The sequence below is a fragment of the Micromonospora sp. MH99 genome, from assembly GCF_021442385.1.
Taxonomy (GTDB): Bacteria; Actinomycetota; Actinomycetes; order Mycobacteriales; family Micromonosporaceae; genus Micromonospora.
The window spans coordinates 1-22,951 of sequence record NZ_MUZA01000085.1 but is presented as its reverse complement, the minus strand read 5'-3'; the positions used below and the strand labels follow the sequence as shown (position 1 = coordinate 22,951).

Sequence of the window (22,951 nt, the reverse complement as noted above, 5' to 3'; positions counted from 1 at the left end):
CCAGCGCGGCCAGGCCCGGCGGCGCGGGTCAGCGGCCGGCGGCGCGTTCGGCGAGGCGGGACCGGTGCGCCTCGTGCAGGCGGCGCAGCGCGCGGACCCCGTCGACCGCCAGCTCCTTGTCGGCCGCCTGCAGGGCGATCAGCGGCAGCAGGTCGTCGTCGTGCAGCTCCAGGCTGGCCCAGGGCGCGCCCCGGTCGAAGCGGACACCCCGGACGACCTCCCAGGGCAGCTGGTACGAACTGATGACGTTGCGGACCCGGACGCCACGCGCGTCGGCCTCCACGCGTGGCCGGGTGAAGAGCAGAAAGCCGAGGGCGCCGAAGATGCCCAGACCGATCATGGCGATCTGGTCGCCGCGCTGGAAGCTGCCGTAGCCGTCGCCGGTCGGACCGCTCAACGAGGTGCCGACCAGACCGAACACCAGCAGCAGGGCGATCGCCGCCGACCAGCAGACCACCCGGATACGGCGGGGCTTCAGGCGGACCAGCTCGGTATCACTCACCCCGCCAGTCTGCCACCCGCACCCGCCGGACTACCGCACCACCCGCCGAGCCACCACTCAGCCCGGCACCGGACCCCGCACCCGTCCCTCCGCCCGCCGCCACGCCCCGCCACGCCGCGCGGCCCCGCACCCGCACCCGCACCCGCACCCGCACCCGCAAGAACGTGCTTGATCCTGGATCGAGTGGCCTCGACGACGCAGGATGCCACTACTTCCCGGTTCGAGTGCGATCTTGCGGGTGGGGCGCGGGAGGCCCACTCCAGGTCGGCGATGTGGGGGTGTCCGAACGACTGGACACCCCCACATCGGCGATAATGAGTTGATCAAGCCGGGGCGCTCAGAGGCGACAGGCGTGGATGTTGGTCACCAGGATGGCGCGCGCGCCCAGGTCGTACAGCTCGTCCATGATCCGGTGCACGTCGTCGCGGAGCACCATGGCCTGCACGGCCACCCAGCCCTCGCGGTGCAGCGGCGACACGGTGGGCGACTCGATGCCGGGGGTCAGCCCGCTGGCCCGGTCCAGCAGACCGGCCGGGACGTCGTAGGCGAGCATCACGTAGCGGCGGGCCACCAGCACGCCGTGCAGGCGGCGCAGCAACTGCTCGGCCTGCGCGTGCGCCGGTGCGCCGGCGCGACGGACCAGCACCGCCGACGAGCGCAGCAGCGGCTCGCCGAACACCACGAGGCCCGCCTGACGCAGGGTCGCGCCGGTCTCCACCACGTCCGCGATCACGTCGGCGACACCGAGGCGTACGGCGTTCTCCACGGCGCCGTCGAGGCGGATCACCTCGGCCTTGACGCCCACCTCGTCGAGGTGCCGCTCGACCAGCCCCGGATACGCGGTGGCGATCCGGTGCCCGCCCAGCTCCCGCACCGAGGCGATGTCGTCGGGGCGGGCGGCGAAGCGGAAGGTGGCCCGGCCGAAGGCGAGGTCGACGACCTCCTCGGCGGGCGCGGCCGAGTCGATCAGCAGGTCCCGGCCGGTGATGCCGAGGTCGAGGTCACCGGAGCCGACGTAGGTGGCGATGTCCTTGGGACGCAGGTAGAAGAATTCGACGTCGTTGGCCTCGTCGCGGCAGACGAGGTCCTTGGGGTCGGTGCGCTGGCGGTAGCCCGCCTCACGCAGCATCTGGGCGGCTGGCTCGGCCAGGGTGCCCTTGTTGGGGATGGCGACACGCAACATGACGGAGTGCTCCTTCGATCGGGTCTGATCAACGACGGGGCGCACTCACAGATGTCGGTAGACGTCCTTCAGTTCGAGACCACTGGCGAGCATCAGCACCTGGACCTGGTAGAGCAGCTGGGAGATCTCCTCGGCGGTGCGCTGCGGCCCCTCGTGCTCGGCGGCCATCCACGACTCGGCCGCCTCCTCGACAACCTTCTTGCCGATGAAGTGCACGCCCTTGTTCAGCGCGGCGACGGTGCCCGAGCCCGGGGTGCCGGCGGCGGCCTTGGCCTGCAGCTCGGCGAACAACTCCTCGAACGTCTTCACGGGAGGCGATTCTTCCAGCCGCCGGGCCGGCGCCCCGAGTCCGGGTCCACCGCGACCCAGCAGGCGGACAATTCCCTACCATTATGGTGGGAAAATCTTCGATCGACGCCCATGGACCTCTACGCTGTCCGCCATGGCCAGCCGCTCACACCTTGTCGCGCTCACCCTCGCCGGCGCCGTCGTCGCCACCGCCGGATGCGCGCCACAGGACGAGGAACCGACACCCACCGTCACCGCCTCGCCGTCCTGCACGAAGGACAGCCTGCCCACCCGTACGCCGGGCAAGCTCACCATCGCCACCGACCAGCCGGCCTACGAGCCGTGGTTCCGCCAGGACAAGCCGGACAGCGGCGAGGGCTTCGAGGCCGCCGTCGCGTACGCGGTGGCCGACAAGCTGGGCTACGCCCGGGGCGACGTCACCTGGACCCGGGTCAAGTTCGACACCGCGATCGCGCCCGGCCCCAAGAACTTCGACTTCGACATCAACCAGTTCTCCGTCACCGAGGAGCGCAAGCAGGCGGTGGACTTCTCCGCCCCGTACTACCTGGTGCGGCAGACCGTCATCGCGCTGAAGTCCTCGAAGATCGCCGGCAAGACGTCGCTTGCCGACCTGCGTGGCGCCCGGCTCGGCGCCCAGGTCGGCACGACCAGCTACCAGGCGATCACCGACGTCATCAAGCCGACCGCGAAGCCGCAGGTCTACAACAGCAACGACGACGCCAAGAAGGCCCTGCAGAACGGTCAGATCGACGGGCTCGTGGTGGACCTGCCGACCGCCTTCTACATCACCGGCGCGGAGGTCACCGACGCGACGATCGTCGGTCAGGTGCCGCAGGTGGGCGTACCGGAGGCGTTCGGGCTGCTGCTGGACAAGAACTCGCCGCTGACCCGCTGCGTCAGCGGCGCCGTCGGTCAGCTCAGCGAGGCCGGCACGCTCACCGAACTGGAGCAGAAGTGGCTCGCGCAGGTGGCGGGGGCGGCCGAGCTGAAGTGACGCCGCGGGAGCACACCCCGTCGGCTGCGCAGCTGCGCCGGTCGGCGTACCGGCGGCGGCAGAGCCTGCGCAGCGTGCTGATCGCCGCCTTCTCCACGGCGGCGCTCGGCACGTTGCTCGTCGTCGCCGTGACCGGCGCTCCGGGCTGGGACCGGGTCCGGCAGTCGTTCCTGGACCCGGAGATCGGCGCCGACGCGCTGCCGGCAGTGCTGGACGGGCTCTGGCTCAACGTCCGGCTGCTGGTCTGCTGCGCGGCCGGCGCGCTGCTGCTCGGGCTGGTGATCGCCGTGCTGCGGACCCTGCGCGGCCCGGTCTTCTTCCCGGTGCGGGCGCTGGCCGCCGGCTACACGTACACCTTCCGGGGGCTGCCGCTGATCATCGTGCTCTACCTGCTCACCCTCGGCGTGCCCGGGCTGCGGTTGCGGGGCATGCCGTCGGTGCTGGTGCTCGGCGGGCTCGCACTGGTGCTCACCTACGGCGGCTACCTGGCCGAGGTGTTCCGGGCCGGCATCGAGTCGGTGCACCCCAGCCAGCTCGCCGCGGCCCGCTCGCTGGGCCTGACCTACCGGCAGACGATGCGGCACGTCGTCCTGCCGCAGGCCGTGCGCCGGGTGGCCCCGCCGCTGCTCAACGACGTGGTGGCCCTGCAGAAGGACGTCGGGCTGGTCTCGCTCGCCGGCCCGATCGACGCGGTCCGCGCCGCCCAGATCGCCACCGCCCAGTCGTTCAACTACACGCCGTACGTCGTGGCCGGGGTGCTGTTCGTGCTGCTCGCGATCCCGCTGATCGCCGTCACCGACTGGGTGACGCTGCGCTCGGCCCGTCGCCAGTCGGGAGGCTGACCATGGCGCTGCTGCGCTGCCGAGGTCTGCGCAAGGAGTTCGCCGGCCACGTCGTGCTGGACCGGCTCGACCTGACGGTCGCCGAGCACCGGGTGGTGGCCCTGATCGGGGCGTCCGGGTCGGGCAAGTCCACCCTGCTGCGGTGCGTGAACCTCCTGGAGGAGGTGGACGACGGCACCATCGAGCTGGACGGGGAGGACATCTCCGACCCTCGGGTGGACGCCGACCGGGTCCGCCGGCGGATCGGCATGGTGTTCCAGGCGTACAACCTGTTTCCGCACCTGAGCGTGCTGGACAACATCACCCTCGCCCCCCGGCGGGTGCACGGGCGGGCCCGCGCCGAGGCCGAGGCCCAGGCCCGCGACCTGCTCGACCGGGTGGGGCTGGGCGCGAAGGCGCACGCCTACCCGGACGCGCTCTCCGGCGGGCAGCAGCAGCGGGTGGCGATCGTCCGGGCGCTGGCGAACTCGCCCCGCCTGATGCTGCTCGACGAGGTCACCTCGGCCCTGGACCCGGAACTCGTCGGCGAGGTGCTGACGATGATCCGGGACCTGAAGGCCGACGGGATGACCATGGTGCTGGCCACCCACGAAATGGGTTTCGCCCGGGAGGTCGCCGACGAGGTGTGCTTCCTCGACGCGGGGCGCGTCGTCGAGAGCGGCCCACCGGAGCAGGTGCTCGGCGAGCCGACGCAGGCCCGGACCCGTCAGTTCCTGCGCCGCATCATCGAGGCCGGCCGCCTGTGAGGTTCGCCGGCACCGGAGCCGGCGGCGTCAGCCCCCGAAGCCGACCCGCTGCGCGTTGCCGGCGGCCACGGTCCGGACGGCCAGGGCCGCGTCGAGCGCCGCGACTGTCGCCGCCCAACCCTTGTCCTCCGCCGAGCCGGGCAGCCCGGCCCGGTCCCGGGCCTGCTCGATGGTCTCCACGGTGAGCACGCCGTGCGCCACCGGCTTGCCCTCGTCCAGGGCCACCCGGGTCAGCCCGTCGGTGACCGACCGGCACACGTAGTCGAAGTGGGCGGTGGCGCCCCGCACGACCACGCCGAGCGCGACCACCACGTCGCAGCGGCGGGCGAGGGCCTGGGCGACGACCGGCAGCTCGACGGAGCCGGCGACGCGCGCCACCACCGACCGCGCCCCGCACGCCTCGGCGGCGGCGACCGCACGCTCCAGCATGTGGTCGGTCAGGTCGCCGTGCCAGCGTGCGGCAACCACCCCGACGGTCAGCCCCGCGGCGTCGACCGCCTCGACTCCCGGCTCGCCGAAACCCGCCATCGTCATGCTCCGATCTCGTCGTCGGCGACCGGACGCCCCAGCGGCGCCTCGGACACCTCGTCCAACTCGTCCAGCAGGTGACCCATCCGGTCCCGCTTGGTGCGCAGGTAGCGCAGGTTCTCCGGGTGCGCGCCGGCCGGCAGGCTCTCGCGGCCGGTGACGGTGAGCCCGTAGCCCTCCAGCCCGGCCCGCTTGGCCGGGTTGTTGGTCAGCAGCCGCATCGAGCGCACGCCCAGGTCGTACAGGATCTGCGCGCCGGTGCCGTAGTCGCGGGCGTCGGCCGGCAGACCCAGGTCGAGGTTGGCGTCCACGGTGTCGCGACCCTGGTCCTGCAACTGGTACGCCTGCAGCTTGTGCAGCAGGCCGATGCCGCGTCCCTCGTGCCCGCGCACGTAGAGCACCACGCCCCGGCCCTCGCGGGCGACCCGGGCCAGCGCGGCGTCCAACTGCGGCCCGCAGTCGCAGCGCAGCGAACCGAAGACGTCCCCGGTCAGGCACTCGGAGTGGACGCGGACCAGCACGTCCTGACCGTCGCCGAGGTCACCGAGCACCATCGCGACGTGCTCGGCCGGGTCGTGCTCGGCGCGGTAGCCGAGCGCCCGGAACACCCCGTGCCGCGTCGGCATCCGGGCGTCGGCGACCAGCTCGACCTGCTTCTCGGTACGCCGCCGGTAGGCGATCAGGTCGGCGATGGTGATCAGCGTGAGGCCGTGCTCGGCGGCGAACTTCTCCAGGTCCGGCAATCGCATCATGGTGCCGTCGTCGTTGACCAGCTCGCAGAGCACGCCCGCCGGGCGCAGCCCCGCGAGCCGGGTCAGGTCGATCGCCGCCTCGGTGTGCCCGGGTCGGCGCAGCACCCCGCCCTCGCGGGCGCGCAGCGGCACCACGTGCCCGGGCCGGGCCAGGTCGGTCGGGTCGGTCGCCGCGCCGGCGAGCAGCCGGCTGGTGTGCGCGCGGTCGGCCGCCGAGATGCCGGTGCTGATCCCCTCGCGGGCGTCCACCGTCACCGTGTACGCGGTGCCGCGCCGATCCTGGTTGGTGTGGTGCATCGGCGGCAGGTCGAGCCGGTCGGCCTCGCTCTCGGTCACCGCCACGCACACGTACCCGGAGGTGTGGCGGACCATGAACGCCATCAGCTCCGGCGTGGCCCGCTCGGCCGCGAAGATGAGGTCGCCCTCGTTCTCCCGGTCGGCGTCGTCGACCACGACGACCGGCCGCCCGGCGGCGATCTCGGCGATCGCCTCGTCGATATCGGCGAAGCTGCTCATGCGACGGCCTCCGTGTAGGTGGGCGGGAGTGCGGCGGCCGGGCGGGTGGCGCGCGAGGTGCGCCACCAGGCGGCGAAGCCCCAGGCGCAGAAGGCGCCGTAGACCAGGTACATGGCCGCCGACGGGTAGAACCCGCCGCGCAGCAGCAGCGGCACGCCGACCGCGTCCACCGCGATCCAGACCAGCCAGAACTCGACCCAGCCGCGGGCCATGCCGTAGGTGGCCAACAGGCTGCCGGTGAGGATCCAGGCGTCCGGCAGCGGGCCCCACGAGCCCAGCGCCTTGAGCACCGGGTACGCGACTGCGGTGCCGACGACGGCGGCCAGCAGCAGCACGAGCCGCTCCCGCCCGGTGGCCCAGCGCGGCAGCACCGCGGCGTGGTCGGCGTCGAGGCGGCTGTTGCGGCGCCACCGCCACCAGCCGTAGACGCTGACCGCGAAGAAGAACACCTGCCGGCCGGCCTGCCCGTACAGGTCGTGGGCCTGCGGGGTGGCGAACACCCCGCCGAGGAAGACGGTGAACAGCAGCGCGTTGCCGATCATGCCGACCGGCCACGCCCAGACCAGCCGGCGCAGCCCGAGCAGCGCGGAGACCAGCCCGAACACGTTGCCGACGATCTCCCGGGCCAGCACCGGCGAGCCGGCCACCTGCACCTGGGCGTCGAGCAGCCAGCCGAGGGGGCCCATCAGGCCACCCCGGGTGTGCTCGGTGTCGCCCCGGACGCGTCGGTGAGCCGGGCGCCGAGCAGCCGCTCGACGTACTTGGCCACCACGTCGACCTCAAGGTTGACCGGGTCGCCGACGCCCTTCGCGCCGAGCGTTGTCAGCTTCAGGGTGGTCGGGATCAGCCCGACGGCGAACTCGTCCGCGCCGACCTCGGCCACGGTCAGCGACACGCCGTCGATGGTGATCGAGCCCTTCTCCACCACGTACCGGGCCAGGGCGGCGGGCAGGCGGAACCGCACCGTCTCCCACTGCTCGGCCGGTTCCCGCGAGATCAGTTCGCCGACGCCGTCGACGTGGCCCTGCACGAGGTGACCGCCGAGTCGGCTGCCCAGCGCCGCCGCCCGCTCCAGGTTGACCGGGTCGCCGGGGCGGAGCGCGCCCAGCGCGGAGCGGCGCAGGGTCTCGCCCATGACGTCGGCGGTGAAGACGCCGTCGGTCGCGTCCACCACCGTCAGGCAGACACCGTTGACGGCGATGGAGTCGCCGTGGCGGGCGTCCGAGGTGACCAGCGGACCGCGCACGGCGACCAGCGCCGAATCGCCCGCCGTGGCGGTGACCCGGACGATCTCCCCCAACTCCTCGACAATGCCGGTGAACATGTCAGCCCTCCCTTTTGCGGGGCAAAGCGGTGATCCGGAGATCCGGACCGACCTGCGTAACGTCGACGAACTCCAGATCGATGGCCTCAGCGATGGTCGTCACTCCCGCGTCGACCAGGGCGGTGGGGCCGGCGCCGAGCAGCCGGGGCGCGACGTACCCGACGATCTTGTCGACCAGTCCGGCGGCCAGGAACGCGCCGGCCAGCCGGGGGCCGCCCTCCAGCAGCACCGCGCGGACCCCACGCTGGTGCAGCGCCGCGAGCAGCGCCGACAGGTCGACCCGTCCGTCCGGGCCCGCGCCCACCTCGGCCGCGGTCGCGACCCACGTCCGCGCGGCGCCGTCGCGGACCCGGGCGTCGGCCGGGGTACGCCCCGAGCTGTCCACCACCACCCGCAGCGGCTGCCGGATGGCCAGGCTGCCGTCACGCAGGTTGCGGGCGGTCAACCGGGGGTCGTCGGCGAGCACGGTGCCCACCCCGGCGACGACCGCGTCGACGGTGCCGCGCAACGCGTGCACGTCCATCCGGGCCGCCTCGGAGGTGATCCACATGCTGGTGCCGTCCGCGGCGGCGGACCGGCCGTCGACCGTGGCGGCGTACTTCCAGATGACGTACGGCCAGCCCCGGCGCATCGAGGTCAACCACGCGACGTTGCCGGCCTCGGCCTCGTCGCCGCGTACCCCCAGATCCACCTGGACCCCGGCGGCGCGCAACGTGGCGGCGCCACCGGAGGCCACCGGGTTCGGATCGGGTACGGCGATGACGACACGGGACACCCCGGCCTGGACGAGCGCGGTGCTGCAGGGGCCGGTGCGACCGGTGTGGTCGCAGGGTTCCAGAGTGACGACCGCGGTGCCGCCCTCGGCGCGCGGGCCGGCCTGGGCCAGCGCGACGATCTCGGCGTGCGGCCCACCGGCGTAGGCGTGGAAACCCTCCCCCACGACCTCGCCGTCGGCGTCGAGCAGCACGCACCCGACCACCGGGTTGGGGCTGGTGGTGCCCAGCCCGCGAGCCGCCAGCTCGATCGCACGCCGCATCGCCTCATCGACGGAGACGCTGGCCATCGCCCTTTCCCTGCCCTCTCACTCGCCGGTCCGCGCGCGGGCGGTCAGGGAGGCGGCATGGGCCGCGGGCAGGCGGCGGCGGAGTCCGGGTACGGCACAGCCGACCCGGATGGGCGGCACGGCACGCTGAAGCCAGCGGCCGGCTCGGACCCGTCCGTCCCGCGCGCTGTCTCCCATCCGGACTGTCTGGGCGCGGACGAACCGCCCCCAACCGTCGGCCCCGGATTTTCACCAGGTCCACCGGGCGGCAGAGCCGTCCGGGTCGCGGGCTGACCACGGTTGGACCGTGGATCACCGCCGGTTCGGAATTTCACCGAGTCCCGCCAGCGCGTGGTGGGTACTTCGCAGTCTTACACGCCGAACGCGGTGTGTCCTTATCCAGGCGAGCTACTTCACAGCGGGATCACGCGTCAGGTGACGCCGCGCCGCCGGTCCACCGCCACGTACGACCCGGGTTGGCTCTTGGCGACCGTCTTCATCTCCGAGGCCACCGCGATGGCCTCCAGGGGGTCGGTGAACCGCTTGCCGGCGTCGGAGAGGGAGACCCCGATGGACAGCGTGACCAGGGCCGCCCGGCGGATGGCGCCCCGCCGGTCCTTCAGCTCGACGAAGCCCCGCTCCCGGTCGGTCGGGTCGTAGAGCGTGTCGGCGGACTTCTCAAAGTCGACCACCGCCCGAGAGGTCAGCGGGCGGACCTGGTCCGGCGCGCAGACGATCACGAAGTCGTCGCCGCCGACGTGGCCGAGGAAGGCCGGCGGCAGACCCACCGCCACCACCGCCCGGTGCAGGCTGCGGGCCAGCGCGGAGATGAAGTCGTCGCCGCGGACGAAGCCGTACCGGTCGTTGACACTCTTGAACCGGTCGATGTCGATGTAGCCGACCGCGTAGTCCACCCCGTGCCGGACCCGGTCGCTGATCTCCCGACGGATCCGGCTGTTGCCGGGCAGCCCGGTCAGCGGGGAGACCTCCCGGAACTCCTTGTTGCGGCGCAGCGTCGAGGACACCCGGGCCACCAGCTCGGCGGTGTCGAACGGCTTGACCAGGTAGTCGTCGGCGCCCGCGCTGAGCCCGTGGACCTTGTCCACGGTCATCCCCTTCGCCGTCAACATGATCACCGGCAGAGCGGAGGTCATCGGGTCGGCGCGCAGTCGTCGGGTCAGCTCCAGACCGTCGATGCGGGGCATCATGAGGTCGACCACGGCCAGGTCCGGCCGTTGCCGCTCGATGACCTCCAGGGCCTCCTGGCCGTCACTGGCGTGGATCACCTCGAAGCCGTGCAGCCGCAGGTTGAACTCGACAAACCGGGCGATGTCCTCGTCGTCGTCGACGACGAGGATGATGTCCTTGCGGTCGACCTCGGGCTCCACCTCAGGCCCCGGGCGCCGCGCGCTCCGCGAGAGCCCGCAGGTGCCGGACCGCCTCGGCCGGGTCGACGGCGCCGTAGACGGCGGTGCCGGCCACGAACGCGTCGGCCCCGGCGGCGGCCGCCTGCTCGATGGTGTCCGCGGCGATCCCGCCGTCCACCTCGATGCGCAGCTCCAGATGGCCGGCGTCGACGTGTCGACGGGCGGCACGGACCTTGTCCAACAGCTGCGGGATGAACCGCTGCCCGCCGAAGCCCGCCTTGATCGTCATGATCAGCAGGGTGTCGAAGCTGGGCAGCAGCTCCAGGTACGGCTCGATCGGGGTGTCCCGGTCGATGGCCAGCCCGGCCTTCGCGCCGGCCGAGCGCAGGTCCTTGGCCAGGGCCACCGGGTCGTCGGCAGCCTCGGCGTGGAACGTGACGTTGTACGCCCCGGCGTCGGCGTAGCCCGGGGCCCACCGGCGCGGGTCGGAGATCATCAGGTGCACGTCGAACGGCATCGTGGTGGCGGCCCGCAGGCTCTGCACCACGGGCAGCCCGATGGTCAGATTGGGCACGAAATGGTTGTCCATCACGTCCACGTGCAACCAGTCCGCGGCGTCCTCGACGGCACGGACCTCTTCGGCGAGGCGGGCGAAATCGGCGGCCAGGATGCTCGGCGCGACGATCGGCGGCGGTACGGTCACGGGGCCAGTGTACGAACGCGGCCACCCGCCGCCCGCAGCACGGCACCAACTCCGACACGCTGTGATCCAGCAGTGACCAGTAGTGCAGAATAAGCCGGTCCGGGCCATCGATTCCGGACGAACAGACATCAGTGGCTGGCCGATCGACCCAAACGGGACGACACTCCAAGCGGGACGGTGCCGTAGGCTGCACGCCCGCCGGGGTCGCGCCGCGGGGCGCGGTGACCGGTCGCCAGCTCGCGGGAGGGCGGACGATGCGACGGTGGCTTCCAGCGCTGGCGCTGATCGGCATCACGACGATGCTGCTGGCCGGCTGCGGGCCGGCGCGAGGCGCGGACGGTGACCTCACCGACGACTGGCCGGCACTGCGGGTTCCGCGGCCGTTCACCCCCGCCACCGACACCTGCCTGCCCCGGATCACCTCGGTCGTACAGGCCAGCACGTACGAGACCGTCGACTGCGCCCGCAGCCACCTCGCCGAGGCGATCCACGTCGGCACGTTCACCGGCACGGCCGCGCAGGCCGGCACCCGACCGGGGCCGGGCTCGACAGCGCTGCGCGCCGCCCGCTCCGAGTGCGACCAGCGGGCCCGGGAGGTGCTCGGCGGCGACTGGCACACGGCCCGGCTCACCCTGACGCTCTCGCTGCCCAGCGGCCCGGCCTGGACCGGCGGGGCGCGCTGGTTCCGCTGCGACCTCAGCGAGACCGACAGCATCGACAACACCCGGCCGGTGAACCGCGTCGGCAGCCTGCGCGGCGCGTTGATCGGCGACACCCCGCTGACCCACGGCTGCTTCGACCCGAAGCTGATCGGCGACAACCTCAACTACATGGCCCCGGTGCTCTGCACCGAGCCGCACCGCGCCGAGTTCGTCGGCGTCTACTCCGAACGGGACATGAGCTGGGCCGAGTTCACCCGCGCGGGCGAGCAGGCGCACCGGCGCTGCATGGCGTTGATCGCCACCTACGCGGCCGTGCCGAACAACAGCGACCTGCCGTACCGGGCCGGGTCCATCTACTACCCACCGTCGCAGCGGGAATGGGAGGAGGGCGACCGGGGGGTGCGCTGTTTCCTGTGGAGCGACGACCGCAAACTCACCCGTTCGATGCGCGGCGTCGGCCCCGAGGGACTGCCGGCGATCTGAGTCACGGTGCCGTATGCTGCTGCGCCGTGGCGCTACCGGCCGGCTGGGGGCCGTCCGGAGCTCACCAGCGGCGGGAGGTCGACGATGCGACGGTGGTTGACGGCGATTGCCGGGGGCGCGGCGGTGGCCCTGGCGCTCACCGGCTGTGGCGCACCCGCCGGAGTCGACAGTGACCTCATCGACGACTGGCCGGCGCCCGTGGCGGCGCAGCAGTTCGTCCCCACCGCTGGCGTCTGCCACCACTCCTCCCAGCAGGTCGGCTTCCTGAGCGGCTACAACCCGATGGAGTGCGCCGAGTCGCACCGGGTGGAGACCCTGCACGTCGGCACGCTCACCGGCCCCGGCACCGACCGCGGCACACCTCCGCCGCCCGGCTCGGTGGGCATGCGGGCCGCGCAGGCCGGCTGCGAGACGGAGGTCAACAAGGCCCTCGGCGCCAACTGGCGCTCCGGGCGCCTCGGGCTGGCCGTCGTGCTGCCCTCGCCGGCCGCCTGGGCCGGCGGGGCCCGCTGGTACCGCTGTGACGTCACCGAGATCGCCAGCATCGACGACACCGCCGTCGACCTGCGCACCGGCAGCCTGCGGGGCGCCCTGACCGGCGCGTCGCCGCTGGCGTACCGCTGCTTCAACCCCAAGCTGGACAAGGACAAGATCGAGGAAATGGTGGCGGTGTCCTGCACCGCCAAGCACCACGCCGAGTTCGTCGGGATCTGGCAGGCCCCGGACATCAGCTACGCGGAGTTCAACCGCACCACCAAGCGCACCCACCGGGCGTGCCAGTCGGTGACGGCCAAGTACGCCAAGGTGCCCGACAACTCGCAGCTCGACTTCCGCGCCGGAACGATCTACTACCAGCCGTACGAGCAGGAGTGGCGCAACGGCAACCGTGGCGTGCAGTGCTTCCTCTGGATCAGCGACCGGAACCTGACCCGCTCGATGAAGAACGCCGGAGACAAGGGCCTCCCGGTCACCTGAGCCCGACCGACACGACCGCACCCGGCCGGCTCGGCCGGGTGCGGTGTCGCGTTCAGCCCCTACGCGGGCCGGCTGTCAGCCCTCGCGCAGGACGGGTCAGCCCTTGCGCAGGACGGCGAGAAACATCGCGTCGGTGCCGTGGCGGTGCGGCCAGAGCTGCACGGTGGGGCCGTCGCCCAGGCCGGGCATGCCGGCCGGCAGCAACGGTCGGGCGTCGACGAAGTCCACCGACACGCCGCTGCGGCGAGCCGCCTCGGTGACCGTCACGTGCGTCTCCACGGTGTGCGGCGAACAGGTGACGTACGCGACCAGCCCACCCGGTCGGACCGCCCGCAGCGCCGCGCCCAGCAACTCCCGCTGGAGCCGGGTCAGCGGCGGCAGGTCCGAGGGCTGGCGGCGCCAGCGCGACTCGGGCCGGCGACGCAGCGAGCCCAACCCCGTGCACGGGGCGTCCACCAGGACCCGGTCGAAGTGGCCCTCCGGCAGCTTCGGGTCGGCGCCGACCTCACGACCGTCGGTGGCCACCACTGTCACCGGCAGACCCCGGGTCGCCTGGGACACCAGCCGGGCCCGGTGCTCGGCCACCTCCACGGCGGTCAGGCGGGCGCCGCGCTGCGCGGCCAACGCGCCGAGCAGGCCGGCCTTGCCACCCGGACCGGCGCACAGGTCCAGCCAGCGCCCGTCCGGGCCGTCCAGCGGCGCGTCGGCGAGCGCGGCGGCCACGAGCTGGGAGCCCTCGTCCTGGACGTGGGCGCGACCGTCGACCACCGCCGGCACGTCGCCCGGCGCACCGCCGGGCAGATAGACGGCGTACGGCGAGAAGGCGCCGGGGGCGCCGCCGACCTGGTCGGCCAGCTCGATCGGGTCGATCAGGCCGGGACGGGCGCACAGGTGCACCGGGGGACGCTCGTTGTCCTCGATCAGGAGCCGGGCGGTCTCGCCCAGGTCGCCGTCGAGCGCCTCGGAGAAGGCCCGCACGATCCACTGCGGGTGGCTGTACGCCAGCGCCAGGTGCCCGACCGGGTCGGTCTCGATCGGCGGGGCGAGCTTGGCCACCCACGCGTCGATGTCGCGGGTCGACACCTCGCGCAGCACCGCGTTGGCGAACCCGGCGGCGCCCGGCGCGACCGAGCGGACCAGGTCCACCGTCGACGACACGGCGGCGTGCGGGGGCACCCGGGTGTGCAGCAGCTGGTACGCCCCGATCCGCAGCGCGTCGCGCGCCGGCGGGTCGATGCGGGCCACGTCCCGCCCGGACGCGTCGCTGAGGATCGCGTCGAGCGTGCCGACGTGGCGCAGGGTGCCGTAGGTCAGCTCGGTGGCGAACGCGGCGTCGCGGCCGTACAGCCCCGCCGCGGAACGGACGCGTCCCCTCCGGGGCCGTCACGCGAGGCCCTCGCCGGCGCTGACGCGGACGCCGCGCGCCCAGTCGGTGGCCGCCATGGCGCGCTTGCCCGCGGCGCGGACCTCGCCGAGGCGCACCGGCACGGTGGCCGTGCCGGCCAGCACCCGGGTCTTCTCCACCAGCAGCTCCCCCGGTTTCAGGTCCGGGCCGTCGGGCACCGGTGCGACCGGGCCGAGCTTGACCCGCTCGTCCCGGAAGGTCGTCCACGGGCCCGGGGCCGGCGTGCACGCGCGGATCCGCCGGTCCACGGCGAAGGCCGGGTCACTCCAGCGCACCCGGGCGTCCTCCACGGTCAGCTTCGGCGCCAGCGACACCCCGTCGGTGGGCTGCGGCTCGGCCCGCGCGGTGCCGTCGGCGATCGCGTCGAGCACCGCCACCAGCAGCCCGGCGCCGGAGTCGGCGAGCCGCTCCAGCAGGTCGCCGGAGGTGTCGCCGGGGCGGATCTCGTCGGTAAGGGTGCCGAAGACCGGGCCGGTGTCCAGGCCCTGCTCCAGTTGGAAGACGCTGGCGCCGGTCAGCTCGTCGCCGTGCAGCACCGCGTGCTGCACGGGCGCGGCGCCCCGCCAGGCGGGCAGCAGCGAGAAGTGCAGGTTGATCCACCCGTACCGGGGGATCTCCAGGGCCGCCGGTGGCACCAGCGCGCCGTAGGCGACCACCGGCACGCAGTCCGGGGACAGCTCGCGCAGCCGGTCGAGGAACTCCGGGTCGCGGGGGCGGGCCGGCGTGAGCACCTCGACGCCGTGCTCGTCGGCCCACGCGCCGACCGGGGAGCGGGACAGGCCACGGCCCCGCCCGGCGGGCGCGTCGGGCCGGGTGACCACGGCGACCAGCTCGTGCCGGGAGGCGGCGACGGCGGCCAGGGCGGGTACGGCTACCGCCGGCGTACCGGCGAAGATCACACGCATCCCGGTCACCGACCCAGACCGAATGGGTTGCCGCCGGCGTGCGGGTTGACCTTGACCACCGGCGGCGCGGCGGCGTCGTACCACTCGGCCTGGCGGATGGCCTTCATGGCCTCCTTGCGACCGGCGGCGTCGAGACGGTCGAGGAAGAGCACACCGTCGAGGTGGTCGGTCTCGTGCTGCACGCAGCGGGCCATCAGCCCGGTGCCGACGATCTGCAGCGGGTCGCCGTAGCCGTTGAAGCCCTTGGCGATGACGTTCTGCCGGCGCTTGGTGTCGAAGTAGAGCCCGGGGATGGACAGGCAGCCCTCGGGGCCGTCCTGCTCCTCCTCGTCGGGGAACTCCAGCACCGGATTGACCAGGTGCCCGAGCACGTCGTCGACGTCGAAGGCGAACACCCGCAGGCTGACACCGAGCTGCGGCGCGGCCAGGCCGGCGCCGTTCTGCCCCCGCATCGTGTCGGTGAGGTCGGCGATGAGCCTTCGCAGCTCAACGTCGAAGTCGACCACCGGATCGGCCGGCGTGCGCAGCACCGGATCCCCAAAAAGACGGATGGGCTGGACGGTCACGCGGGACGGCTCCTTCGGCAGGTGGGCGAGCGGTGCCGTACCAGTCTACGGAGTGCCTCCGAGCGTCCCGGCCGGCGTACCTCGATCGGCCACCGCCGGTGTGCCCAGCGTCACCGGCAGGCTCTCGTAGCCGCGCAGGGTCAGGCGGGTCCGGTGCCGGGGCGGCCCCGCCAGGGCCAGCTCGGGCAGCCGGCGCAGCAGCATCGGGAACGCCAGCTGCGCCTCCAGCCGGGCCAGGCCGGCGCCGAGGCAGTAGTGCGGGCCGGCGCCGAAGGACAGCGGATGCGCCTGCTCGCGGGTCGGATCGAAGCGCCCCGGGTCGGGGAACCGGCGCGGGTCGCGGTTGGCCGCGCCGAGCAGCAGCAGCGCCGTGCTGCCGGCCGGCAGGTCGAGCCCGCCGCAGCGCACCGGCGCGGTGCTCGTCCGGGTGGTCAGCTGCACCGGGGAGTCGTAGCGCAGCAGCTCCTCGACGTACGCCGGGGCGAGCCCGGGGTCGGCGCGCAGCGCGTCGGCGGCCCCGGGGTGGCGCAGCAGCACGACCAGGCCGTTGCCGAGCAGGTTGGTGGTGGTCTCGAAGCCGGCGACCAGCAGCACGACCAGGTTGGCCAGCAGTTCGTCGCCGGTGAGCCGGGCGCCGTCGGCGTCGTGCACCTGGACCAGCGCGGTGGTCAGATCGTCGGCCGGTGCCCGGCGTCGGGCGACGATCAGCTCGACGAAGTAGTCGCGCAGCTCGGCGGCGCCCGCGTCGGCGACGGCCAGCTCCTCGGTGGTGATCTCCGGCTCCAGCACCCCGGTCAGGTCGCCGGCCCAGCGGCGGAACAGCGGCCGGTCGGCCGCCGGTACGCCGAGCAGCGCGCAGATCACCCCGACCGGCAGCGGGTAAGCGAAGTCGGCCAGCAGGTCGACCGGCTCGCCGTCCGTGGCGCGGGCAATCATCGCATCCAGCAGTTCCTCGGCCTGGGCGCGCACCACGTCGCGCATCCCGGCGATCCGGCGCGGGCTGAACGCGCCGGCGGCGAGTCGGCGCATCCGGCTGTGATCGGGCGGGTTGGTCCGCAGCATGGACCGGGCGATCGACGTGATCGCCGGGCTCTGCCGCCAGTTCGGCCAGACCTGGTCCCGCAGCGCGTCGTCGAGCACCCCGAGCCGGGGGTCGCGCAGCAGCTCGTCGACCTCCGGGTAGCCGGTCACCACGTACATGCCGGGCAACGCCTGCACCACCGGGCCGTGCGAGCGCAGCCGCTCGTACGTCGGGTACGGATCGACGCGTCCCTGCGGCGACATGAGCAGTGTGAGCGCCTCGGCAGCATCCATGACTGGCCTCCCCCGTCGATGCGTCGGAGGCTCCATCATCCCGGTGCCGCCGGCAGCCGGCATCCCCCCCGCCCGGCACGCGCGTCAGCCCGGGGTGGCCGCCGCCCGGCTCAGCAGGGCGCGGACCCGCTCGCCGTCGGGGTGACCGAGGTCGTCGAGGATGCCCAGGGCACGCCGCCAGGTACGCGCCGCGCCGGCCGGGTCCCCCGCCGCGTGCCGGCTCTCGCCGAGCCGGGAGAGGGTGTCCGCCTCGTCGTAGCGGTCGCTGATCCGCCGGTACAGGCGCAGCGCCCGCCCGTAGCAGCGGATCGCCTCCCGGTGGTCGCCCAGCCGCGCGTGGATGAAGCCGAGGCTGTCCCAGGTGTTCGCCTCACCGTGCCGGTCGCCGGTCCGGCGCAGCAGCGCCAACGCCTGCTCGCAGTGGGTGAGCGCCGGACGGTACTGGCCGAGCTGGGCGTGCGCCCAACCCACCGCGTTGCGGGCGCTGGCCTCCCCGGCCAGATGGCCGGCGTCCCGGTACAGCGCGAGAGCCCGCCGCACGTGGTCCAGCGCCTCGGCGTACCGGCCGAGGCCGTCGAGCATCGCGCCGAACGCCCGGTGGGTACGCGCCTGCCCGGTGTGGTCACCCAGCGCCCCGAAGAGCGCCAGGGCCTGCCGGTAGTTGCTCGCCGCCTCGTCGACCCGGCCCAGCCGGGACAGCACCCGGGCGAGGTCGCGGTGGGCGTTGGCCTGCCCGAGTCGGTCTCCCGCCTGCCGCGCCCCGGCCAGGGCGGTCCGCTGGGCGACGGCCAGGTCCGGCCACCGTCCCCGGCGTTGCAGGAAGTCCACCAGCGTCCACGCGAGCTGCCAGGCGTGGCCGTCGAACCCGGCGCGTTTCGCGTGCCCGACGGCCGCCAGCAGTACCGGGTACTCGACGGTGAACCAGGCGAGCGCCTCCGCGTGGTCGGTGATCTCCTCGGGCACCACGCCCGGTGGGGCCGCCGTCAGGGTGACCGGATCGCGACCCGGCTGCAGCAGCAGCGCTGCCGCGTGGGCGGTGTGCAGGTAGTGGTCCAGCCCGCGCCGGATCGCGGCCCGCCGCGCCTCGGCCGGCTCACGCCGCTCGGCCTGCTCGGCGGCGTACGCCCGGAGCAGGTCGTGCGCGCCGAACCGGCCGGGAGCGTGCTCGCTGACGAGATGGGCGTGGGCCAGCTCCGTCAACAGTCGGGGCACCTGTTCCCGGGGCAGCCCCGCCAGGCTGGCCGCCGCGGCGACCCCGATGTCCGGGCCGGGGTGACAGCCGAACAGCCGGAACAGCCGGGCCGCCGCGGGCGTGAGGCTCCGGTACGACCAGGAGAGGACGGCCTGTACGTCGGTGCCGGCGTCGCCACCGTCGAAGGAGTCCAGCGGACGCGGCGCCCCGCGCAGCTCGGCGGCGAGGGTGGCCAGGGGGAACGCGGGATTCGCCGCACTCCTCGCGGCGAGCACCGCCAGGGCCAGCGGCAGCCGCGCGCACCGCTCGATGATCTCGTCCACGGCCTGCGGCTCGACCGCCAACCGCTCGGCCCCGAGCCGCCGGGCCAGCAGCTGCCAGGCCTCGGCGGCGCTGAGCAGGTCGACGCCGACCGGCCGGGCGCCCTCGGTGGCGACCAGGCCGGCCAGCCGGTTGCGACTGGTGACCAGGACCAGGCAGGTCGGGCTGCCGACCAGCAGCGGCCGGACCTGGTCGGCATCGCGGGCGTTGTCCAGCAGCACCAGCATCCGGCGACCGGCGAGCAGGCTGCGATAGAGACCCACCTGCGCGGGCAGGTGGGTGGGGATCCGTTCGGGCGGCACCTCCAGGGCCTCCAGGAAACCCCGTACCGCCTCGACGGCCGTCACCACCGTTCCGGTGGAGTCGAATCCGCGCAGGTCGACGTAGAGCTGGCCGTCCGGGAACCGGTCGGCGACCCGGTGCGCCCAGTACACCGCAAGCGTCGTCTTGCCCACCCCGGCCGTGCCGGACAGCGTCACCACCGTGGCCGGCGCCCGGCCGCCGTCGCCGGCGCTGTCCGGGTCGGCACAGGCGAGATCGAGCTGCGTGAGCTGGGCGGCACGTCCGACGAATCCGGGCAGCGCCGGGGGCAGTTGCCGGGGCACCGGGAAGCGGGCGGGCGCCGGGGCGGCCCGCGGGCCGCTGCTGCGGCCCCGTACGGCCCCGGCGCCCGCCCGGCCGGTGGCGGCGTGGTCCCGGGTCGCACGTCGACGTCGCTCCTCGATCCGGTCCCGCGCCGTGGCCAGCACCCCCTGCTCGGCGGGGGTCGCGCCGAGCAGCCGGATGAGCGCGTCGAACCGCTCCGGCGGGGGCAGGATGTTGCCGGCGAAGTACTCCCCGATGATCCCGCGCGACCAGCCGGTCTTCGCCGCCAACTGCCGGTACGTCAGCTGCGTCTCCCCCTGCTGCCGGGCTTCGCGGCGACGCAGTTGGCGCAGCAGGCCGGCCAGCTCCGGCAGGGTCTGCGCCTCGACACCGCCGAGGGCCACGTCGAACGCCGCGGGCGGCCCCTGCGGTGCTCGACGAACGCCGGATGGTACCCGTTGGTCGGACATGCGGCCCCCACCCCCTACCGGTCACCCGGCCGCCCCGGGTGCCGACACGGGCAGGCTAGTTGCGGTCACACTCCGCTAGATAGGAGGCGGCCGATGTCTGACAGTTCACATCGGACCTTTGTCCCCGTCCGGCGGTGTCCGACCGTGTCCAGTCCCGTCCAGGATCGCCGTGCTGAACCGACGTCTCGTGCCACCGTCCCTGTGCGGGTTCGGCCCGCGCCACGAAACCCTGGGGAAGGGGTACAGATGATCCGTCCACACCCGACCGCCCGACGGTCCACGACGATGCTGCGTCGCATCGCCGTCACCGCGTGCGGCCTCACGCTGCTCGTCACGGGCGTGAGCGCCGCACCGGCCACCGCCGCGCCGAAGGGCAAGGCCACCACCGCCGGATCGTTCGTCGACAGCACGGCGGTGCCGGGCGGCTTCGCCTCCTGGTCCGAGCTGCTCCGGTTGCAGCAGCGGATGAACACCGCCGCCGCCCAGATCACCAACGCCGCGCAGCGCAGCGCGAACTCCGGCTTCGCCGGTATCATCGCCGATCCCACCACCCGCCAGCTCCAGGTCTACTGGAAGGGCGAGCCGCCGGCCCGCCTCGTGGCCAACGCCCGGGCCACCGTCGCGACGACCGTGCTGCCCGCCGCGTACTCGCAGCGGGAGCTGATGGTCGCGGCCGACCGGCTGCGGGCGTCGGCCGGCGACAAGATCACCACGGTGGGGCCGCGCGCCGACGGCGCCGGCCTGCTCGTCGGTACGCAGAGCGGGCTGCTCGGCGCGACGGCTCTCGCCGGCGTTCCGGTGACCGTGCAGACCGGCGTCGCCGCCGCTCCCGCCACCCGCTGGGACGACAGTCCGCCCTGGTGGGGTGGCGCCGCGTGGCGCAACACCGCCACCGGTGGCGGCTGCTCGACCGGCTTCGGCGTCTTTGCGGGCGGGGTGTCGCGGGTGCTCTCCGCCGCGCACTGCGCCAACCTGAACGTGGTGGCGGCCGACCCGACCGGGCAGACCATCGGCACCGTCATCAGCCGCAACGTCAGCAGCGACACCCTGCTCATCGCGGGCAGCTCCGGCGGCCGGGTCTTCAACAACAGCACCGACGCGGCCGGCGCGGTGGTCAGCGAGTTCAGCAACCAGGTGATCGGCGCGCAGGCCAGCCAGGTCGGCAACTGGGTGTGCAGCTCGGGCGCGTACTCCGGCACGCGGTGCTCGATCCAGGTGAAGGCCCGCAACCTGTGCATCAACGTGCGGAACTTCGGCACGGTCTGCGGGCAGGTGCAGGCCGAGAACACCACCCACACCAACGGTGTCGGTCAGGGCGACAGCGGCGGCCCGGTGGAGATCGTGAATGCGGCGAACACTCTCCAGGTCTGGGCGACCGGCACCAACACCGCCATCGACGACACCAACACCTCGACGGCGTGTACCGGCTACGTCCCCACCGGGCGGGTGTGCGCCTGGCGGTTCTACTACGAGGACATCTTCTCCGGCATGGCCGGCGTCGGCGCCTCGGGCGTGGTCCTGGGCTGACGCCTCGCGACGAACCGTCGGTCGACCCGACGGCCGGGCCGGCGCGCACCCCGCGCGCCGGTCCGGTTCCGCGCTGGGCTCAGGCGCCGACGCCCCGGTCCGCGGCGAGCACGGCGTCGCCGCCGAGCAGCGCCGGCTCGGGCAGCGGCAACTGGATCTTGTGGGCCGCCTCCCAGTCGTAGACCAGGCCGGGGCGCACCTGCGCGGCGAAGTAGTCCACGGCGCTCATCCCACCCACCACCGGCTCGTCGACCTCGGCGACCAGCTGGGCGGGGACCAGGGAGAAACCGTTCTGGATGGCGGCGCTGAGCCGACGGTGACCGTCGACGACGAAGAAGTACTCCCCGGTGAAGCCGATCTTCAGCGGTTCCAGGGACTCGTCGCCGGCCTCGGCCACGTCGCCGACGAACTCGCTGTCCCAGAGCCCGCGCAGCGTCGCGATGTCCTCGGTCGGGTAGACCCGCGCCGGGTCGAGCAGCAGCAGCGGCGGGCCGTCGCGCAGCACGTCGGCGCCGAGCGTGCCCTCGTACGCGGCGATGATGTGCTCGACCACCTCGGCGGCGGAGGCTCGGGTCGTGTCGCAGATCAGGTCGTAGTTGCGCAACCGCGCCTTGTCCACCCCGTAGCGGACGATGAACCGGCTGCGTTCGCTCTCGCTGCGCTCGCGGAGCTTGGCCTTCGCCTCATCCAGCGAGGCGTAGCTCTCCGCCGGGCCGGACGGGCGGGCCAGCACCCGGCGGGCCGCCTCACCCGGCTCAGTGATCATGTGCACCTTGAGCGCGTGGGTGAAGAAGTGCCAGGCCAGCCGCGAATCCATGATCAGATGCTCGCCGGAGGCGGCGATGTCGCGCTGGAGCTGGTCGACGTAACCGTCGACGGCCTGGTCCAGCTCGGCGTGCAGATTGAGCTGCAGGGCTGTCATCTGCCGCTGCTGCGCCATCTCCCGATAGAGGTCACCGACGCTGACCCGGCGCATTCCGAGCCGCTTGGCGATCTCCACCGACACGGTGCTCTTGCCGCTGCCGAGGTCGCCGTTGAAGACGATCGATTGTCGAACGGTCACGACTGGTCCACCCCTGATAACCGGCTTCCTGACATCATCGACATCGCGTCCGACCGACGCGTTCCCGGCCCGCCCGCTTCGGCGGTGCCGTGACCTGGGGCCGTCGTACGCCCGAGCATGACGGGCGATGCTACCACCTCGACGCCAGCGCTTTGCCGGACGCGGTGTGCGGGCGGCGCCCGTCGGGCGGGGTACCGCCCGCCCGCGAGAGCGGCCACTCTCCGGGGAAAACGGTCAGAACAGGCTCAGCGGATCGACCTGGAGACGAACCGGGTCGGCGGCCTTGCGGGCGGTGCGCACCCCGGCGGCCGAGTGCAGGGCCTCGGCGAGCGCCGCGGCCCGCGCCCGGGGCACCCGGACCAGCATCCGTTCGCGCCCCTCGTCGGCCGGCACCGGCCCGAGCACCTCGGCGTCACCGGGCAGCCGGGCCGCGGCGAGCAGGTCGGCAACCGCCTCGGCCGGGCCGGTGACGCTGGCCATCCGCACCGCCGGCGGGAAACCCAGCTCGCGGCGCTCGGCCAACTCCCGGCCGGCGCCGGGCGGGCCAGGGCCGCGGCGGACAGCCACCGGCGCAGCGCCTCCTCGCCGGCCCGCAGGTCGGCCCGGGTCAGCAGGGCCCACGAGTCGAGCAGCAGGACCGCGCCGTAGCCGCCCTCGGCGACCGGCTCGGCGCCG

Annotated in this window: 21 protein-coding genes, 2 pseudogenes and 1 riboswitch; of the genes and pseudogenes, 6 read left to right on the top strand and 17 right to left on the bottom strand. The window is 73.6% G+C overall.

The genetic code is table 11. From position 1 onward, the window contains the following. Positions 1-28: 28 nt before the first annotated feature. From B0E54_RS28795 to B0E54_RS28785, 3 genes are all read right to left on the bottom strand, one after another. The gene (locus B0E54_RS28795) at positions 29-502 is read right to left on the bottom strand and encodes a PH domain-containing protein (RefSeq protein WP_234589786.1); all 474 of its coding nucleotides are present in this window, start codon (positions 500-502) and stop codon (positions 29-31) included. 337 nt (positions 503-839) lie between these two features. Further along, positions 840-1,685, bottom strand: coding sequence for an ATP phosphoribosyltransferase (gene hisG / locus B0E54_RS28790; RefSeq protein WP_234589783.1), 846 nt, complete (start codon positions 1,683-1,685; stop codon positions 840-842). A gap of 45 nt (positions 1,686-1,730) precedes the next feature. Further along, a complete protein-coding gene (locus tag B0E54_RS28785; RefSeq protein ID WP_234589761.1) occupies positions 1,731-1,994 on the bottom strand; it encodes a phosphoribosyl-ATP diphosphatase in 264 nt (87 codons plus the stop codon). Between the two features lie 133 nt (positions 1,995-2,127). On the opposite strand from B0E54_RS28785, the gene B0E54_RS28780 reads away from it, so the two are divergent. The 3 genes from B0E54_RS28780 to B0E54_RS28770 are packed head-to-tail and all read left to right on the top strand — an operon-like array spanning position 2,128 to position 4,576. Beyond that, complete coding sequence (locus B0E54_RS28780) at positions 2,128-2,988, top strand: ABC transporter substrate-binding protein (RefSeq protein ID WP_234589750.1); 861 nt, start codon at positions 2,128-2,130, stop codon at positions 2,986-2,988. Continuing rightward, positions 2,985-3,830 carry an amino acid ABC transporter permease gene (locus B0E54_RS28775; RefSeq protein WP_234589748.1) on the top strand — a complete coding sequence of 282 codons (846 nt, stop codon included), beginning with the start codon at positions 2,985-2,987 and terminating at the stop codon, positions 3,828-3,830. Before B0E54_RS28780 ends, B0E54_RS28775 begins: the two co-directional genes overlap by 4 nt. Before the next feature lie 2 nt (positions 3,831-3,832). Beyond that, positions 3,833-4,576: an amino acid ABC transporter ATP-binding protein gene (locus B0E54_RS28770; RefSeq protein WP_305076162.1), complete on the top strand. Its 744-nt coding sequence runs from the start codon at positions 3,833-3,835 to the stop codon at positions 4,574-4,576. Between the two features lie 27 nt (positions 4,577-4,603). On the opposite strand, the gene ribH is transcribed toward B0E54_RS28770, so the two are convergent. The 7 genes from ribH to rpe all read right to left on the bottom strand — a co-directional run bounded on the left by ribH (position 4,604) and on the right by rpe (position 10,808). Beyond that, positions 4,604-5,104, bottom strand: a complete 501-nt coding sequence (gene ribH / locus B0E54_RS28765; protein ID WP_234589790.1) for a 6,7-dimethyl-8-ribityllumazine synthase — start codon at positions 5,102-5,104, stop codon at positions 4,604-4,606. Positions 5,105-5,106: 2 nt separating this feature from the next. After that, positions 5,107-6,372, bottom strand: a complete 1,266-nt coding sequence (locus B0E54_RS28760) for a bifunctional 3,4-dihydroxy-2-butanone-4-phosphate synthase/GTP cyclohydrolase II (protein WP_234589746.1) — start codon at positions 6,370-6,372, stop codon at positions 5,107-5,109. Next, the gene (gene pnuC, locus B0E54_RS28755) at positions 6,369-7,058 is read right to left on the bottom strand and encodes a nicotinamide riboside transporter PnuC (protein ID WP_234589744.1); all 690 of its coding nucleotides are present in this window, start codon (positions 7,056-7,058) and stop codon (positions 6,369-6,371) included. Before pnuC ends, B0E54_RS28760 begins: the two co-directional genes overlap by 4 nt. Then, a complete protein-coding gene (locus B0E54_RS28750; protein WP_234589742.1) occupies positions 7,058-7,696 on the bottom strand; it encodes a riboflavin synthase in 639 nt (212 codons plus the stop codon). The genes pnuC and B0E54_RS28750 overlap by 1 nt, the downstream gene beginning before the upstream one ends. Position 7,697: 1 nt before the next feature. Further along, positions 7,698-8,759, bottom strand: a complete 1,062-nt coding sequence (gene ribD, locus B0E54_RS28745) for a bifunctional diaminohydroxyphosphoribosylaminopyrimidine deaminase/5-amino-6-(5-phosphoribosylamino)uracil reductase RibD (protein ID WP_234589740.1) — start codon at positions 8,757-8,759, stop codon at positions 7,698-7,700. Positions 8,760-8,920: 161 nt separating this feature from the next. After that, positions 8,921-9,091, bottom strand: a riboswitch (FMN riboswitch). Between the two features lie 78 nt (positions 9,092-9,169). Further along, complete coding sequence (locus B0E54_RS28740; protein ID WP_234589738.1) at positions 9,170-10,126, bottom strand: response regulator; 957 nt, start codon at positions 10,124-10,126, stop codon at positions 9,170-9,172. A gap of 1 nt (position 10,127) precedes the next feature. Beyond that, positions 10,128-10,808 (bottom strand): ribulose-phosphate 3-epimerase, encoded by a 681-nt coding sequence (gene rpe, locus B0E54_RS28735; protein ID WP_234589735.1) that lies wholly within the window; start codon positions 10,806-10,808, stop codon positions 10,128-10,130. Positions 10,809-11,062: 254 nt separating this feature from the next. Between rpe and B0E54_RS28730 the strand changes: the two genes are divergently transcribed. Together B0E54_RS28730 and B0E54_RS28725 are read left to right on the top strand one after the other, a co-directional pair. Further along, complete coding sequence (locus tag B0E54_RS28730) at positions 11,063-11,953, top strand: septum formation family protein (protein ID WP_234589721.1); 891 nt, start codon at positions 11,063-11,065, stop codon at positions 11,951-11,953. Positions 11,954-12,037: 84 nt separating this feature from the next. After that, positions 12,038-12,928: a septum formation family protein gene (locus tag B0E54_RS28725; protein ID WP_234589718.1), complete on the top strand. Its 891-nt coding sequence runs from the start codon at positions 12,038-12,040 to the stop codon at positions 12,926-12,928. A 96-nt stretch (positions 12,929-13,024) separates the two neighbouring features. Here B0E54_RS28725 and B0E54_RS28720 read toward each other — a convergent pair. The 5 genes and pseudogenes from B0E54_RS28720 to B0E54_RS28700 form a co-directional block, all read right to left on the bottom strand. Next, positions 13,025-14,357 (bottom strand): annotated as a pseudogene (locus tag B0E54_RS28720) (RsmB/NOP family class I SAM-dependent RNA methyltransferase). After that, positions 14,312-15,238 (bottom strand): methionyl-tRNA formyltransferase, encoded by a 927-nt coding sequence (gene fmt, locus B0E54_RS28715; RefSeq protein ID WP_234589788.1) that lies wholly within the window; start codon positions 15,236-15,238, stop codon positions 14,312-14,314. The pseudogene B0E54_RS28720 and the gene fmt overlap by 46 nt, the downstream one beginning before the upstream one ends. A 5-nt stretch (positions 15,239-15,243) precedes the next feature. Continuing rightward, a complete protein-coding gene (gene def, locus B0E54_RS28710; protein WP_234589715.1) occupies positions 15,244-15,804 on the bottom strand; it encodes a peptide deformylase in 561 nt (186 codons plus the stop codon). A 45-nt stretch (positions 15,805-15,849) separates the two neighbouring features. Then, the gene (locus B0E54_RS28705; RefSeq protein ID WP_234589713.1) at positions 15,850-17,118 is read right to left on the bottom strand and encodes a cytochrome P450; all 1,269 of its coding nucleotides are present in this window, start codon (positions 17,116-17,118) and stop codon (positions 15,850-15,852) included. Between the two features lie 84 nt (positions 17,119-17,202). Continuing rightward, a complete protein-coding gene (locus B0E54_RS28700; RefSeq protein WP_234589694.1) occupies positions 17,203-19,686 on the bottom strand; it encodes a tetratricopeptide repeat protein in 2,484 nt (827 codons plus the stop codon). Positions 19,687-19,932: 246 nt separating this feature from the next. Between B0E54_RS28700 and B0E54_RS28695 the strand changes: the two genes are divergently transcribed. Then, on the top strand, positions 19,933-21,213 hold the full coding sequence (locus B0E54_RS28695) for a S1 family peptidase (RefSeq protein ID WP_234589693.1): 1,281 nt from the start codon (positions 19,933-19,935) through the stop codon (positions 21,211-21,213). 79 nt (positions 21,214-21,292) lie between these two features. Here the strand turns inward: B0E54_RS28695 and B0E54_RS28690 are convergent, their stop codons facing one another. Further along, the gene (locus B0E54_RS28690) at positions 21,293-22,276 is read right to left on the bottom strand and encodes an AAA family ATPase (protein WP_234589692.1); all 984 of its coding nucleotides are present in this window, start codon (positions 22,274-22,276) and stop codon (positions 21,293-21,295) included. Between the two features lie 234 nt (positions 22,277-22,510). Beyond that, positions 22,511-22,951 (bottom strand): annotated as a pseudogene (locus tag B0E54_RS28685) (primosome assembly protein PriA); the annotation flags it as partial.